This is a genomic window from Yersinia hibernica (genome assembly GCF_004124235.1).
Taxonomy (GTDB): domain Bacteria; phylum Pseudomonadota; class Gammaproteobacteria; order Enterobacterales; family Enterobacteriaceae; genus Yersinia; species Yersinia hibernica.
Map to the genome: position 1 here is coordinate 3,160,337 of NZ_CP032487.1, position 15,346 is coordinate 3,175,682.

Here is a 15,346-nt window from a genome sequence, read left to right on the forward strand (position 1 = left end):
GGTCGATACCGCGTGTTATATGTCCCTTAAGTCCTGAGTGCTGCCGCTAATATCTGGCGGTTTCAAGAACGGAGGGTATGAGCGTCGATATAGTCGAAATTAATATCTTCACCGAGTCCCGGACGGGTCGGTAAAGAGACATAGCCATCGTGGTCCATCGGGTCAATAATGCTATTTAGATAAGCGGCAGGCTCTTCGTAATCAAGGAATGGATGCAGCAACCCGCGCTCATACCAACGGCAATTACGGATAGCCCCGACGACCGCCAAATTAGGCGCGCCGTTACCGTGGATTTCACAATCCATACCGAAAGATTCCGCCAAATGCGCCACTTTCAGGCAAGGAGTTATCCCCCCAACGCCCTGAACACCGGCGCGTAAAATGTCGCACGCCCCGGCTTTCACCCAGTCAGCACGGCTAAAGTATTTACCCGCCAGACTTTCCGGCCCAATGATGTCTATTTGTAGGTTTTCTCTCAGCCAGCAATAAGACGCCATACTCTGTTCTTCCATCGGCTCTTCAAACCAACTGAAATTCAACTTTTGCAATTCACGGCCGATGTAAAGTGCGTCGCTGCGGCTATACCAATGGTAACCATCCAGCATCAGCGCAATATTTGGCCCGACGGCTTCACGCACCGCAGCACATGCGCGAACATCCATTTGCGGACTTGGCGCAAAGGAGACCGGAGGCATCCAGGTATGCAGCTTAATGCCCTTATAACCACGAGCGACCAACTGCTCAGCAAAGCGCGCATATTCATCCGGCGTGGATAATCCCCCGGCGAGTTCATCACCACACATGGTGCTGCCGTAGGCCAATACTTTATCGCGATACCCACCCAGCAACTTATAAACCGGTTGGCCCAACTTGCGCCCCAACAAATCCCAGATGGCTTGTTCAGCAATCGCCAGCGCCCGGTCGGTTAACTGATTGGCACTGCCCCGCTGCCAATGCACCAAATCATTCCACAGCCGCTCGCGATCAAATGGGTTCTGCCCTAGCAAAACCTTTTTAAAGAAACTGTTGATAATGTGTGGGCGAATCACTTCCGGTGGGGCAAATGCATAACCACAATCCCCCTCGTCAGTGGTTAAGGTCAGCATGGCCATTTTTGCCAATGATTCCTCGCCGGGATGTGAATGCCCTGCGGTATCAGAAACACGCCGGGTTGGATAAGAAAAAACGGTTACATCTACGGATATTATTTTCACCTAATTACCTACCTTTAGAGTTCATCTGGTTTCAGTCAGCTCAGGAGTGACTTCACTGATTTTTCCTGACTAAAAGGTCGCCATCCCTGTGAGTTCAAAAAGCTAATCACTTATTTTTAATAATGTTTTAAACACCTAAATTATTAGAACGTCAGATCTTTTAAAATGGAATGCAATTTCACTCAACCAGTATTGAAGATAAAGGTAAATTAGTCATTAGGAAATTGGCTGCAAAAAAAGCTAAAAAAGCAGGGTTTTTTGGGCAAGTGCATAAATTGTTGTGAGCAATATCACGATGAACTGGGGGAAGAGTGTCAGACATCACAAAAACCGACGCAATCGCGCCTGTCGTAGCTACTCGCTATTTTTATCTTGCGCCACTGTTTCATCATCAATAGACACAGGCTATATCAACGATAGGCAAAGCTGCCCTACTAGCTTGATAAAGGTCAACCACTGCTCAGCACCGCCCAGCGATAATCCCATTTTATAAATATGGTTATTGACAGGATAAAACCATAAATGTGAAAGCGAATGACCGCTTTCCACCCGACAAAGGAGTGCTGCTGTGATAAGAAAATGGCTAATTGGCGGAGGAATACTGATAGTTGCAGGTTATCTTAGTGTCGCTGGGTATATTTACATAACAGATAACGCACGCAGCCACGCATTAATCAGCGAGGAAAAAAAATTAACTCACGTTACCACCCCCTCGGTGAGCAATATAAAAATACCCCATCAACAGATAAGTGATCTGTTTTATCAAAAGGGCTGCGATTATTGTCACACTCGCAGTGCCTCATTGCCGTTTTATGCCGCCATTCCGGGTGTAAAACAACTCATGGATTACGATATTCAACAGGGTAGCCAATATTTCTCACTGGAGCCTACCTTATTAGCAATTAAAGAAAATCGCACGGTACCTGAAGCGGATTTAGCTAAAATCGAATCGGCTATTGTTCGCGAGCAAATGCCCCCACAACGCTTTGCTGCTTTGCACTGGTCTTCAGGTCTCAATGCTGAAGAAAGAAATCAAATTCTGGATTGGGTTAAATCGCAACGAGCAGAATATTACCCTGCCAATAGCAGCAGTGATATGCAACAGCTAATATTGCAACCGCTACCAGATGCCTTACCCGTCGACAGTCAAAAAGTCGCATTGGGTTCCCGTTTATTCCATGACCCACGTTTGTCCAGTGATAACACCGTTTCTTGCGCCAGCTGCCATTTACTCTCAAAAGGCGGGGTCGATAATCTGGCAACCTCAACCGGTGTTAATGGTCAGAAAGGGGGAATTAATGCGCCGACAGTATTCAATGCCGTGTTCAATGTGCATCAATTCTGGGATGGTCGCGCCGCTGATTTACAGCAGCAGGCCGGAGGCCCCCCATTGAATCCGGTAGAAATGGCATCAACATCGTGGGATGACATCATTAATAAACTGCAACAGGATGCGCAGCTCACACAGGAATTCGTTCAAGTTTATCCGCAAGGCTATTCCGAGCACACCATCACTGATGCTATTGCCGAATTTGAGAAAACTCTGACCACACCGAATAGTCCTTTTGACCGCTATTTGAAAGGTGATGCAAATGCCCTAACAGCCAGCCAAAAAAATGGCCTGGCATTATTCCAGCAAAATAAATGCGATACCTGCCATGTCGGTAAAAATATTGGCGGGCAATCCTATGATCTGATGGGATTAAAAGGTCAGTATTTTGCTGATCGGCCAAAAGATCTGACCGCCGATGACTATGGACGTTTTAATGTCACTAAAGATCCTCGCGATATGCACCGTTTTAAGACACCGGGTCTACGTAATGTGGCTCTGACGGCACCTTATTTTCACGATGCTCAAGCCGAAGATTTAAATCAAGCGGTTGAAATGATGCTTAAATATCAGGTGGGCACCAGTCTGCCACCCCAAGATATTAAAGATATTGTTGCTTTCCTCGAAAGTTTGACTGGGGAATATATCCCACATCAATAACAAGAAGTCATAGTAATAAATATCCGTGGCGTCATTCAGCTGCGGATATTCCTCTTGATAACACCATATCCTCATTACGCCCATTCAACATTAACTGACGAAGTTAGTCCTAGCCAATTTATGATAGATAGGAATTTTCTTGTAACTAACTGGTAAAAAATGAGTTTCCGATAAAAGACATTGCCAAAAAATAAGACCTCGAGCTATTCTCATCCTTACTTATAACAAAATGTAACAAAGATCACCCAAGGGAAATTAAGTATGGATCGTCGTACACTTTTAAAGTCATCAGGTTTATTACTGGGAGGATTAACGTTAGGTAGCTTTATTCCTAGCGCTCAGGCAAAAAGCACTAAAATAGCCCCAAAAATACTGATCCCCAGTGAGCAGCACCCGCTATTACTTAATTTTAATGAAAACTCGTTGGGAATGTCGCCTAATGCACATCAGGCGATTATTGATAGCCTGCCTACGGCATTCCGTTATCCAGATGCGGCCCGCGAAAAATTGATTACCAACATAGCGACAGAATACCAGCTCCAAAATGAAAATGTCTCTTTGGGTAATGGCTCTTCAGAGACTATTCAGGCAGTAATTCAGGCAATTATTCGTCAGGCTGAACAAGATAAAACCCCCATTCAGCTAGTCGTTCCAGACCCAACATTTAACTATGCCGAGCTCTATGCCAAACCTTTTGGTATCCCGATCGAGAAAGTTGTTTTAACCCAAGAAATGGCATTTAACCTACCAGCAATGCAAAAGAAAGTTGCTGATTTCAATGGCCGTTCGATAGTTTATCTGTGCAACCCTAATAACCCGACAGCCACCATCACACCATCGAATCTTATTGATGATTGGGTTAAAAATGCCACGCCGGAAACACTATTTATTATTGACGAGGCTTATGCCGAGTTTGTCAGTGATCCTGCTTTTCGCAGTGCCATTGCATTAGTGCAAGCAGGCCACAAAAATGTATTGGTGACCCGAACATTCTCGAAAATATTCGCGCTGGCGGGCCTAAGAATCGGATACGGTATTGCGCATCCACAATTGATTGCGGCAGTAGAAAACTTTGTCTCATTGGATAATACCAATACCGCAGGAGCCGCAGCGGCATTGGCCTCATTGCAGGATAAATCTTTTGTGCAACAAAGCCGCCAGTCGGCTGATCAGGCACGCCGTATAGTGACTCAGGCACTGGATCAATTAAAATTGGCTTATCTTCCCTCTCAGGCAAATTTTATATTCCACCAAGTTCCCGGGGATGTAAAAACCTATCAAAAACGCATGAAAGAATATCATGTATTTGTCGGGCGTGAATTTCCCCCGGCGGTTGGTTGGAATCGTCTTACCTTAGGAACACCAGAAGAAATGATGTCTTTCGTCACTGTGCTGAAAACGTTCCGCGCTAACGGTTGGGTATAACAACCATTATCTCGTGTCATCAACTGATAAAGGGGAGGCTATTTCCTCCCCAATCATCCTACGAACACTTTTATAAAAATAATAGGGATAAAAATGAATAAATTATCTTTGGGCATAATGGTCGTGGCATTAATCAGCAGTCAACCCGTGTTGGCAAAAAGTTGGCAAGAAATTAAACAAAGCGGGGAATTACGTATTGGTGTACCGGGTGACTATGCACCTTTAGCCTTTCACGATAAACAGGGGCAACTGGTCGGCTACGATATTGACATGGCAAAATCCCTAGGTGAAAGCCTAAAGCTAAAAGTCAATTTTGTACCCAGTAGTTGGCCAACGCTATCTGATGACTTAGCGGCAGACAAATTTGATATTGCCATGGGCGGTGTCACTGAAACGCCTGCGCGTGCAGCACAATTCGCATTATCCAGCCCAGTGGTTAAGAATGGCAAAATTGCGTTAGCCAATTGTCAGCAATCCAAAAAATTCCCCACGTTAGAATCTATTGACCGCGCAACAGTGAAAGTTATTGTCAATCCGGGAGGGACTAACCAATCTTTTGTCGATACTAATATTAAGAAAGCACAAGTTATCCGCACTAAAGATAACGTGGCTAATTTGCAGGGGGTCCGAGATCAAAGTGCAGATATTATGTTCACTGACTTAATTGAAGGGGATTATTACCAAAACAAAGAACCGGGCGTATTTTGCGTCGCAACGACTGGAATATTACCCGGCACAGGCAGCTATAAAGTGTATATGATGGCGCAAGATAATCAGCCTTTACTCAGTGAAGTAAACCAGTGGCTAAATGGCGAAACAAAATCCACATTAGCCCATAAATGGCATATTTCTGAATAAGTTATTTCTGTATGCCAGCTCACTGGGCTGGCAATTATGTGTCTGCGCAATGTGATTGCCCTCCATGGCAATGCTCATCACGATATTAAGCCGTTAATCCGCCATCTAACACCAAGGTTTGGCCGGTCATATAGCGGCTGTCATTGCCTATCATAAAGGCGCTGACACGAGCAACTTCTTGTGCATTACCCAAACGTCGTAATGGGATCTGTTTACGTAATCCTTTTAAGGCATCCGCAGGCATGTCGCGTGTCATATCACTGTCAATTATCCCTGGAAGCAAACAATTCACCCGAATATTAAAGCGCCCCATCTCAAGTGCCAGCGAACGACCAAGACCCAGCATTGCCGCTTTACTCGCGCCATACGCGCTTTGTCCAATATTGCCTTTGATGGCGGTCACTGAAGACATCAACAAAATTGCCCCCTCGCCCTGCATCATCATTGGTGGCAATAGATGTTTATTCCAGTAAAAAATGGCATTGAGATTGGTATCCAGAACATTGCGCCAATTATCACCATTCTGTTGGATATGTAAGCTATCACCGGTAATGCCCGCGTTATGAATGACCGCGCCGGGCGGGCCATATTTTTCTAACAATTGTGGGGCTAGCGCATCAACTTCCGCTTCATTACTGCCGTCACAGCGATAACCAGTGACCCTACCGGCGAGCCCTTCACAGCCGTCGATGACATCACGGCTCTGTTGTTCACCATTGCGCCAGGTAAAAACAACATCCCACTCTTTGGCCAGCTCTTCGACCAATGCGCGGCCAATGCCACGGCTTCCCCCTGTAATTAACACCCATTGCCTGCTCATAATATTATTTCTTCTGCTCGGCCAACTTCTGGCAAAGTTCGCCTAAAGTCATGTCTGGATTGTCCATAAACATCTCAGCATTTAGCGTCGCGCCAAATTCGCGTTTTGCCAGCACCATCAATTCAACATAATCGAGACTGTCGAGTTTTAATTGATGCAGGGGCATGGTTGGCGACAAAGCCGACATTTCTAAGTCTTTGGCGTCACACAACATTTCACATACGGTGTCATAAACGTGTTGATACTTTTCCATGGTCTTATCCTTTTTTAATGCGCGGCTGACGGCCACGTTTTCAATGTTACCGCGGTGGTAATTAATGGCCCTAAATCTGAACGGGCTGCAATAGCCGCACGCAAGACCCAGCCATCATCAGGGTTGCCGACGATAAGTGTCGGCTCGATGGCGTAGTGCAGTGCACTGCGGACAAATATATTCGGGTTATTAATGCGCAGTAAATCCGCACTAAAATGCACATCATGATGAGTCTGGATAACCGGCACAGACTTGAAAACATCAATCAAGGTCTCGGCTTCAATCCCCGGTAATACCTGTTTGGCGGTCGCCAATGTTTGTGGCGCGGCGACCAGCAATTTAAACAGCAGCGCATCAAAAAAACCCCAACACTCAGCAGGTTGCGATGCATCGCCCGAGAATTGCTGACTCAATTGAAAAACATCGTCCGCCGCCAAGCAAACCCAGGGTTGCTGGTCGGCCTGCACCAATGCTGGCGCACTGCGCAGCTTGCCGGTAAAACAACTTTCACCACTGCCAATATCAATCAAATTACCACTCGCCTGCCCGGCGGCTTCACCGACTTGCAATTGATACGAGGTATGGCACTGTACGGGCTGGCGTAATCTGGCATTAAAACGCAGAAATTCCACTGGCGGTAAGAGCGGTAATAACGCGGCGCTAAGCTGATATTTAATATCCAGCATCGCGCGCATCCCGTGGACGGTGAGTTGTTGCAGCCCCAGGCGCTGTGCATGTTGCAGATCAAAATGGATCGGATTGTAGTCACCGGAAAACTCAGCCCAACGTTCAGCATCACTGAGGTTGTAGTTGTAGTTAAAGGTCATATTCAAGCCAGCCCAATAACCAATGCGGCATTGGCCCCACCAAACCCGAAGCTCAGGTTTAGCGTATTGCGCAAGGCTTTTGGCCGATGCCCCTCACTGATGTAATCAAGATCACACTGCGGATCCGCATTTTTCAGATTACAGGTGGCTGGCATCAACTGATGTTGCAAAGCTTGCAGACAAATAATGGATTCGAAGCTGCCCGCGGCTGCAATCAAATGGCCAGAATAGGATTTGGTGCTGGACAGTGGCGTAGTATAAGCCGCTGCACCAAAAGCCTGTTTAATCGCTTGAGTTTCATTCAGATCATTAAGCTGAGTCGAGGTGCCGTGCAAATTCACGTAATCAATCTCATCGGCATTCAAACCCGCTTGCTGCAAGGCATGCTGAATAGTTTTTACCCGAGCCACTTTGTCTTCCGCCGGTGCGGTGAAATCAAATGCATCGGAATAGTTACCGTAACCTTTAATTTCGCCCAAAATATTGGCACCACGGGCTATCGCCCCGTCGCGCTCTTCCAAGCACAACACCGCCGCGCCTTCGGACAAGACAAAACCATTGCGATCCAAACTAAATGGGCAACTGGCTTTGCTGGCATCGTCTTGTTCGCGCGCCAATGCACCTAAAATATCGATATTCCATACCGCCGCATCACTGCGTAGCGATTCCCCCGCCCCCGCCAACATCATGGAGGCTCGCCCACTGCGAATGATTTCAAATGCATCGCCAATGGCAATCGTGCCCGTCGCACAGGCGGCAATGGGAGAGTTCTGATAGCCACGTAGCCCCCAGTACAAACTGCATGCAGCAGTACCGGCATTCGGCATCGACAAGAAACAGCCGAACGGTGTGCCCAGCCCGGTTTCCAGATAACCTTCATAGTTATCATGAGTTTCGTCTTGACCGGCCCAGCCGCTGCCAATGATGGTGCCGCAATCAAGCAAATCGTAATAATCCGCCGGGGACTTCTCAGCGAATGCCATCGCCATTGCTTCGCGGGCGGCAGCCAGTGCCAGCCGGGCATAGCGCGGCAGGCGGCGGCGGATAGCGGCAGGAACTGACTTCAGATTAGGTTCAGCATCCAGCAGGCCAAAAAAGCGCGATTTGATCCCCTGCTCAGATTTATCGTAAAAACGATAACCCAATTTGTAATCCATAATGGCGGCCCAGCTTTGTTCCGCAGTCATGCCCATCGGAGTCACACTGCCGTAACCGGTGACAACCACCCGGCGCTGTTTAACTGTATTCGTCATGATTTAATTCCTTTACTGTCCCTGCTGTTATCAACACCGCCACCTAGTGCTAACCATAACTTCATGGTGGCATTCAGATAGTTATATTGAAGTTCAAGCAAACTGGTTTCACTGGTCAGCAGGGCATCCTGCGCATCCAGTAAGGTCTGAAATGAAACGGCACCTGCTTGATATTGGCTGTTCGTCAGGCTGAGTCGACGTTGACTCAGTTGCAGGTTCTGCCACTGATTTTGTTTTTGTTGCTGATAACTCAACCGCGCCGTCATGGCGTCATCGACATCCTTAAGCGCGCTGTAAACTTTGCTGCGAAAATCTACCGCCGCCAATTTCACATCCAGCTTTGACTGCTCGATGGTGAGCTGCACCGTGTTCCACTGTAAGAAAGGCAAGGCGCTGTTAACACTGAGTGTTCTGCTCGGGTTGCTAAACCATTGGGAAAACACCGCGCTACCGGCATCCAACGTCGCGCCCAGCGAAAGTGTCGGGTAGAAATTCAGTTTCGCCACATCCGAACCGGCTAATGCCGCGCGCAAACGCCACTCGGCGGCCTGCACATCTGGGCGCTGAGCAATGATTTGTAATGGCACACTTTCCGCTATCGCCACTTGCTGCTGTAAATCCAGGGATTGGCGCTCGGCCTGACGATAATCGGGCGCGCGGTTAAACAGTAATGCCATGGCATTACGTGCAGCTTCGCGCTGTTGTTCGAGATTTTGATACTGATTCTGGCGCTCCAGTAGGGTCTGTTGTGCTTGCAACAGTTCAATTTCACTGGCATCCCCTGCCGCCAATCGTGAGCGCACTATCTTGAGCGTATCTTGTGAGATAGCCAGTGCGGCCTGCTGGTAGCCCAACTGCTGATTGAATTTAGCAATCTGCCAATACAGGTCAGCGGTGGTGCCAATCAGTGACAGTGCGGTCTCCTGCCTATCTTGCTCGGTTGCATTGACCAACCAGGCAGATTGCTCACGGGCACGGGCCAGTTTGCCCCACAGATCCAACTCATAACTCAGCCCAAGCGAGGTGCTGTAGCTCTCTCGCGGCTGAGTATTTTCATGCAGCGAGCGCGTGTTACTGCCCGCGCCGGTCAAGGTGACATCCGGAGTCAAGTTGGTATTGGTCAACCCCGCCGTCAAACGCGCCTGCTGTAACTTCAAGCCCGCGGCCGCCAAATCGTTATTGCTCACTAACATGCTACTGATGCTGGCTGACAATTGCGGGTCATCGAAATTCTCCCACCAGTGCACACTGTGATGCAGGTATCCACCGCCCGTATCTTTAACCCGCCATTCATCGGGAACTGATAGCATGGGCCGCTGATATTCACTTTTCAGTAATGAACCACAACCCGCAATCACTAGGCTGCTCAATACTAAGGCGATAATCCTGATGTTGATTAATTTCCTCATTCTCGAGCCAATGCCTCCGTGGGATGCAAACGAGCAGCATTGCGCGCTGGGAAAAAGCCAAATCCCAACCCGATAAGCGCAGAGAAACTGCAAGCCAAGACCAACGGCGGCCAAGTGAAAATCATGGTGAATTCTTGCGTGGCCCAGGAGAAAACCACCCCCGCCAGCGCCGAGCCAATAATCCCAATCAGGCCACCGAGGGTGCAAATTACCACCGCTTCAATCAGGAACTGGGTCATGATGTCGCTCGGGCGCGCACCGACCGACAAGCGAATGCCAATTTCATGGGTGCGTTCAGTCACCGACACCAACATGATATTCATCACGCCTACCCCGCCCACCAGCAGTGAGATAGCAGCTATCGAGGTTATCAACAGTGTCATTGAGTCAGATGTTTTTTGAATCGCTTTGCTCATCTGGTCATTGCTCAGAATGAAAAAATCCCGCTGCCCGTGGGCGCTTTCCAGCACCTTTTCAACATCATGTTGCACATCATTCAGCCTGTAACCATCGCGGACCCGCACAGCTATTGATTCCAATGGAATATCACCTGAAATCCGCTCAGTCAGTGAGGTATAAGGCATCCAAGCGGCCAACAGCCCGCCGAATGACGATCCGCCGCGTTTGGCCACCCCAATCACACGCAATGGAATGCCATCGAGTTGAACAATCTCGCCAATCGGGTTTTCCCCGCCAGCAAACAGGGTATCGCGCAGTTCAGGTTGCAAGATAACCACCGGCTCACGCGCATTAACGTGGTGTTGGGAAAAACCATCGCCCGCCATGAAACTCAGCCCTTTCGCCTGAAAGAAACCGTTGCTGACCCCGGAGAGTGAAATCATCACTTGCTTGTCGCCACGAACAGCGGCGACCATTTTACTGACCACCGGAGACAGACTGTCGACGTAAGGTTGGTGACGTAGCAGCTCAACATCCGCCAGCGAAAGAGAACGCTCAAAATCAGGGCGCGGTTTATCCCACCCTAGCCCCGGGCGAACATCCAAATTACTGGTACCCAATTGACTAATTTCATTGAGAATTTCCTGTCGAGCGCCCTCACCTACCGCCATAGAGGAGACCACCGACGAAATGCCGATAATGATGCCAAGCATCGATAAAAAGGCACGAATTCGATGCCCAAGCAGCGCGCGCCACGCCATTTTGATAGCCTCTCTAACACTCAGCCACCAGTGCGGGCGGCCAGTAGCCACCGGGCTTGGCAATGCGCTCTGAACGACGGTCGTACCCACAGCCTCATTATTGTTATCAGCAATAATTTCACCGTCACTAATTTCGATAATGCGCTGCGCCTGATTGGCAATATTGCGGTCGTGGGTGACGATAATAATGGTGTGGCCGGACTGGTGCAGGCTATGCAAAATCCCCATCAGCTCCTGGCCGCTGCTGCTGTCGAGCGCACCAGTGGGTTCATCCGCCAGAATAATACCGGCACCATTCATCAAGGCACGGGCAATACTGACCCGCTGCTGTTGACCACCGGAGAGCTGCGCCGGTTTATGCAGCAAATGCTGGCCCAGCCCCAAACGGCGCAACAGATATTCCGCCCGCTCTTGGCGCTCGGTCGCCGTCATGGCGGTATAAAGCGCCGGGATAACCACATTCTCAGTGGCGGTTAAATACGGCATCAGGTGGTAGCGCTGAAAAATAAAGCCGATGTACTGGCTGCGTAATTGCGCCAGTTGCTCACTGCTGGCCTGCCGCGTTGAGATAGAATGAATCGACATCTCACCCTCGGTGGGCTTATCCAGACAGCCAATAATATTCATCAATGTTGACTTACCCGAGCCAGAGGCCCCAATAATTGCCACCATTTCACCACGGTGAATCGACAATGAGATATTTTTGAGCACCGCCACAGATTCTGCACCAGAGGCAAAATGGCGATAAATTCCGTTGAGCTGAATCAACGGTTTACCGTGAGGATCCGCAGGATGAACCGCATTAATGTTCATTGCTAGCCCCCATTGGCGTCCCCAACAGCAGCACCTGCTCACCCTGCGCCAGCCCCGCTTTCACTTCGGCAAACTGACTATCGCGCAAACCAACAGATACCCAGCGCACCGCGGTCTGTTTGTCTTTGATAACCTGAACGCGATAGCGCTTATCAGGTTGCTGCTCACCCAATGCAGACAGTGGCACCCGCAGCACATTTTTCGCCTGTGCGGTAATAATAAATACCTGAGCAGTCATTGATGTGCGCAATAGTCGGGCGTGGTTGGCAATGTTAAATATGCCGTTGTAATACACGGCTGAGGGTTGCTGACTATTCGCTGAACCGGAGCTGTCCTCACGCAAACTTTCTGCCGACGCCTCCTGAATGGCATCCATTTGGCTCTCATAGCGGCGCTCGGGGTCAGCGACCACATAGAACCACAGCGGCTGCCCTGCTTTCACTTTGAGAATATCGGTTTCTGAAATGCGCGTGTGTACCGTCATGGTATCGACATTCGCTAACACCAAAATGGTCGGTGCAGTTTGTGAAGAGACAATGGTTTGCCCCTCTTTGGTGACGATACCCAGCACCTCGCCATCAATAGGTGCCATGATGCGGGTAAAGCCCAGATTGGCTTTTGCCGTTTCCAATGCCATTTGGCTTTGCACGATTTGTGCTTCATTAACATGCAATTGCGCGAGCTGGCTGTCGTATTGTGCTTGGGCTTTTTCCAGCGCACTTTTGACACCGGAGCCTTCCTTTGTCAACGTCTGCTGACGGCGGAACTCAAGCAAATATTGGCGCAACAGAGCCTGGCTCGCCTGCTTCTGGGCTTGCGCGCTCTGTAATTCTGCTTCCGATTTGCGCAGCTCGTTTTGCTGCAAGGTCGGGTCTATTTCCGCTAATAACTGACCACGGGTAACACGGTCACCCTGTTTGACATAAAGTTTGGTTAACTGGCCATTGACCTGCGCCCCAACATTCACCTGCAATGAGGGTTTTAAACTGCCAGTGGCCATGACATTTCTTTCGATATCGCCAAGGCCAATAGTCTCGGTTAACGGCGGCACCTCTTGCTGGCGACCTGATAACGACAGGGCAATAACACCGCTGATAATCAGTAGCAATATCATCAACAGGGCCAGGATGAGTTGCCGCTTCTTGTTCGTCAGTTTGGTACGCATTAGTTAACCGCCGCAGGTGTCAGGCGGCTTAATGCCACAGGTTGAGCATAACGCACCAATTGGCCGTCATTTAAACGGAAAACCCGGTCAAACATCGGCAAGACACTTTCACTGTGTGTCACGGTTATCAACGTTTTTTGATAGTCACGACAATGCGCAAGCAAAGCTTGCATCACCTGTTGGGCGGTATTTTCATCCAAGTTAGCGGTGGGTTCATCCAGCACCAAAACCGGGCAGTCGCTGTACATGGCGCGAGCCAATAATAGCCGCTGGCGCTGGCCCAAAGAGAGTGCAGCATGGCTTTCGCGCACCAGCGCGTTGACGCCGCCAGGCAACTTATCGATGACATGGCTTAATTGCAGCCCGTGTAATGAGCGCTCAATTCGCTGGCGTTTTTCGCTATCCAGATGCCCATCAAATAAAGTGATATTTTGTAATACCGAGGCATTGAACAAGATATCTTCCTGACTTTGCAGGAAGAACAGCGCATGTGCCTGTTGGAAATCAACCGCTTCCCCATCGACCAATACCTGCCCTTGCTGTGGCGGCATCAACCCTGCCATCACTTTCAGCAAGGTACTTTTCCCAGCACCAGATTCACCAATAATTGCCACACTCTGCCCGCGCGTGAGTGATAGCGATAAATCGCGCAATACCGGCTGGCTGGCATCGTAGGCAAAACAAATGTCCTGATAGACTAGCGAGTGGGCAAATGTCGGCGGCGCTTTGGGCACTGATGAACTCTGCTCCGGCGGTGTTGGTTGCCCGGCTGGGAACAGATCGCGCGCGCGGATATCAATGACATGTAATTGGTTTTTCTGCAAAATTGCATAGAAAATCTTGGTGATATACGAGGTAAAAATCTCGCGCACAAAACTGTAGGCAAAGAATTCGCCCAAGCTCAGCGTCCCTTGCTTCAATAGCGGCAGGGCCAGCAGCATAAAGAACACCATTTCCAAACTGCCAATCAGCTGATACAGGCTATTTTTAACCTGATCGTAGATTTTCTTTTTCTGTAACGCGCTAAACAGTGACAATGCCAAGCCGGCAAACACCCCCTGGCGTTGGCTGGACAAACCGGCAGATTTAATGGTGGAAAAACCCTGAATGGTTTCCAGAATAAAATCACTTTGCTCGGCACTTTTTACCTGTAATTGCTGGGTGTAATAACGGTCACGGTAAATAGCCCAAATACTGATAAGGCCCATGAGCATGACGCCGATAGCAGATACCATTGCTAACAGCGGGCTCATATAGCACATCACCGCCAGCGCAATCGCGCCGATTATCCAGTCAGTGCGCAGGCCGTTATCCAGTTCGATTTTTTGGGTAGCAGCCATCTGCCAGTTTGAAAACCGGCTGAAAATGTCACCCGGCGCTCGCTTATCAAAGAAATTAAGCGAATGGCTGAGTAAACGGGAGAAGCCCGCCACACTGTTGAGCACCACAAAGTGTTTAATATAACGCTCAGTGATATATCGCACACAAAAAGCGAGTGATGTGGAAACCACAAAAGCCAGCAGAAAATAGAAATAAGGGAAATCTTTATCGCCCGCCGAGGAGAACACATCATTAATGGCACTGCTTACCATGGTCGGCATAATAAACAGCGTCAGCGAGATCAAAAATGCCAGCGTCATCAGCCAGTAGATACCGCGAATACTGGCGGTTTCTTTCAAGCTCATGCAATCAAGCGCACTGAGTCGCTTACTGTGTTCAATCTTTTTCAGCGCATCAGGCGAGGCTGGCGTTTCCGTATCCAGCACCAGCGCATAGCCACTGATTTCAGCTTTTAATGCATCCAGCGGTAATAATTGCTGCCCGATAGCTGGGTTCATCACACAGACATAGTTACCTTTGCGATAAGCCAGCAGCACATAGTGGTTAGCACCATAATGCAAGATAGCGGGCAGCGGTAAAGCCGACAGTTCCTGATGTTCAAACACCACCGGATAAGCCGGTATGGCCAACTCAGACAAAATAGTACAAAGCGTGGCCAGTGACGTGCCATGCCCAGAGGCAGGATAACGCTCACGCAAGCTTTCCAGCGGTGCATTGATGCCTTGCGTCTCTGCCAGCATCGCAATACAGGCCAAACCGCATTCATTGGTTTCGCTTTGAAAAACTAGCGTTGGGATTATCTTTTCCATTTTCTACTA

At 49.0% G+C, this 15,346-nt stretch carries 12 protein-coding genes; 3 read left to right on the forward strand and 9 right to left on the reverse strand.

Translation table 11 applies throughout. From position 1 onward, the window contains the following. Nucleotides 1-62 precede the first annotated feature (62 nt). The gene (locus D5F51_RS14935; RefSeq protein WP_129197596.1) at nt 63-1,214 is read right to left on the reverse strand and encodes a mandelate racemase family protein; all 1,152 of its coding nucleotides are present in this window, start codon (nt 1,212-1,214) and stop codon (nt 63-65) included. A gap of 568 nt (nt 1,215-1,782) precedes the next feature. Between D5F51_RS14935 and D5F51_RS14940 the strand changes: the two genes are divergently transcribed. The 3 genes from D5F51_RS14940 to D5F51_RS14950 all read left to right on the forward strand — a co-directional run bounded on the left by D5F51_RS14940 (nt 1,783) and on the right by D5F51_RS14950 (nt 5,487). Next, a complete protein-coding gene (locus D5F51_RS14940; protein WP_129197598.1) occupies nt 1,783-3,204 on the forward strand; it encodes a cytochrome c peroxidase in 1,422 nt (473 codons plus the stop codon). Between the two features lie 261 nt (nt 3,205-3,465). Beyond that, on the forward strand, nt 3,466-4,629 hold the full coding sequence (locus D5F51_RS14945; RefSeq protein WP_025379404.1) for a pyridoxal phosphate-dependent aminotransferase: 1,164 nt from the start codon (nt 3,466-3,468) through the stop codon (nt 4,627-4,629). 93 nt (nt 4,630-4,722) lie between these two features. Next, nucleotides 4,723-5,487, forward strand: coding sequence for a transporter substrate-binding domain-containing protein (locus tag D5F51_RS14950; RefSeq protein ID WP_162301748.1), 765 nt, complete (start codon nt 4,723-4,725; stop codon nt 5,485-5,487). Nucleotides 5,488-5,572: 85 nt separating this feature from the next. Here D5F51_RS14950 and D5F51_RS14955 read toward each other — a convergent pair whose 3' ends face one another. The 8 genes from D5F51_RS14955 to D5F51_RS14990 are packed head-to-tail and all read right to left on the reverse strand — an operon-like array spanning nt 5,573 to nt 15,337. Next, nucleotides 5,573-6,307: an SDR family NAD(P)-dependent oxidoreductase gene (locus tag D5F51_RS14955; protein ID WP_025379406.1), complete on the reverse strand. Its 735-nt coding sequence runs from the start codon at nt 6,305-6,307 to the stop codon at nt 5,573-5,575. Between the two features lie 4 nt (nt 6,308-6,311). Next, entirely contained in the window at nt 6,312-6,560 is a 249-nt protein-coding gene (locus D5F51_RS14960; RefSeq protein ID WP_025379407.1) for an acyl carrier protein, read from the reverse strand. Between the two features lie 14 nt (nt 6,561-6,574). Next, nucleotides 6,575-7,393 (reverse strand): MaoC/PaaZ C-terminal domain-containing protein, encoded by an 819-nt coding sequence (locus D5F51_RS14965; RefSeq protein WP_129197602.1) that lies wholly within the window; start codon nt 7,391-7,393, stop codon nt 6,575-6,577. Continuing rightward, on the reverse strand, nt 7,390-8,640 hold the full coding sequence (locus tag D5F51_RS14970; protein WP_025379409.1) for a beta-ketoacyl-[acyl-carrier-protein] synthase family protein: 1,251 nt from the start codon (nt 8,638-8,640) through the stop codon (nt 7,390-7,392). Before D5F51_RS14970 ends, D5F51_RS14965 begins: the two co-directional genes overlap by 4 nt. Continuing rightward, on the reverse strand, nt 8,637-10,049 hold the full coding sequence (locus D5F51_RS14975) for an efflux transporter outer membrane subunit (RefSeq protein WP_129197604.1): 1,413 nt from the start codon (nt 10,047-10,049) through the stop codon (nt 8,637-8,639). The genes D5F51_RS14970 and D5F51_RS14975 overlap by 4 nt, the downstream gene beginning before the upstream one ends. Then, complete coding sequence (locus D5F51_RS14980; protein WP_129197607.1) at nt 10,046-12,022, reverse strand: ABC transporter permease; 1,977 nt, start codon at nt 12,020-12,022, stop codon at nt 10,046-10,048. The genes D5F51_RS14975 and D5F51_RS14980 overlap by 4 nt, the downstream gene beginning before the upstream one ends. Continuing rightward, the gene (locus D5F51_RS14985) at nt 12,012-13,187 is read right to left on the reverse strand and encodes an efflux RND transporter periplasmic adaptor subunit (RefSeq protein WP_129197609.1); all 1,176 of its coding nucleotides are present in this window, start codon (nt 13,185-13,187) and stop codon (nt 12,012-12,014) included. Before D5F51_RS14985 ends, D5F51_RS14980 begins: the two co-directional genes overlap by 11 nt. Beyond that, a complete protein-coding gene (locus D5F51_RS14990; protein ID WP_129197611.1) occupies nt 13,187-15,337 on the reverse strand; it encodes a peptidase domain-containing ABC transporter in 2,151 nt (716 codons plus the stop codon). Before D5F51_RS14990 ends, D5F51_RS14985 begins: the two co-directional genes overlap by 1 nt. Nucleotides 15,338-15,346 lie beyond the last annotated feature (9 nt).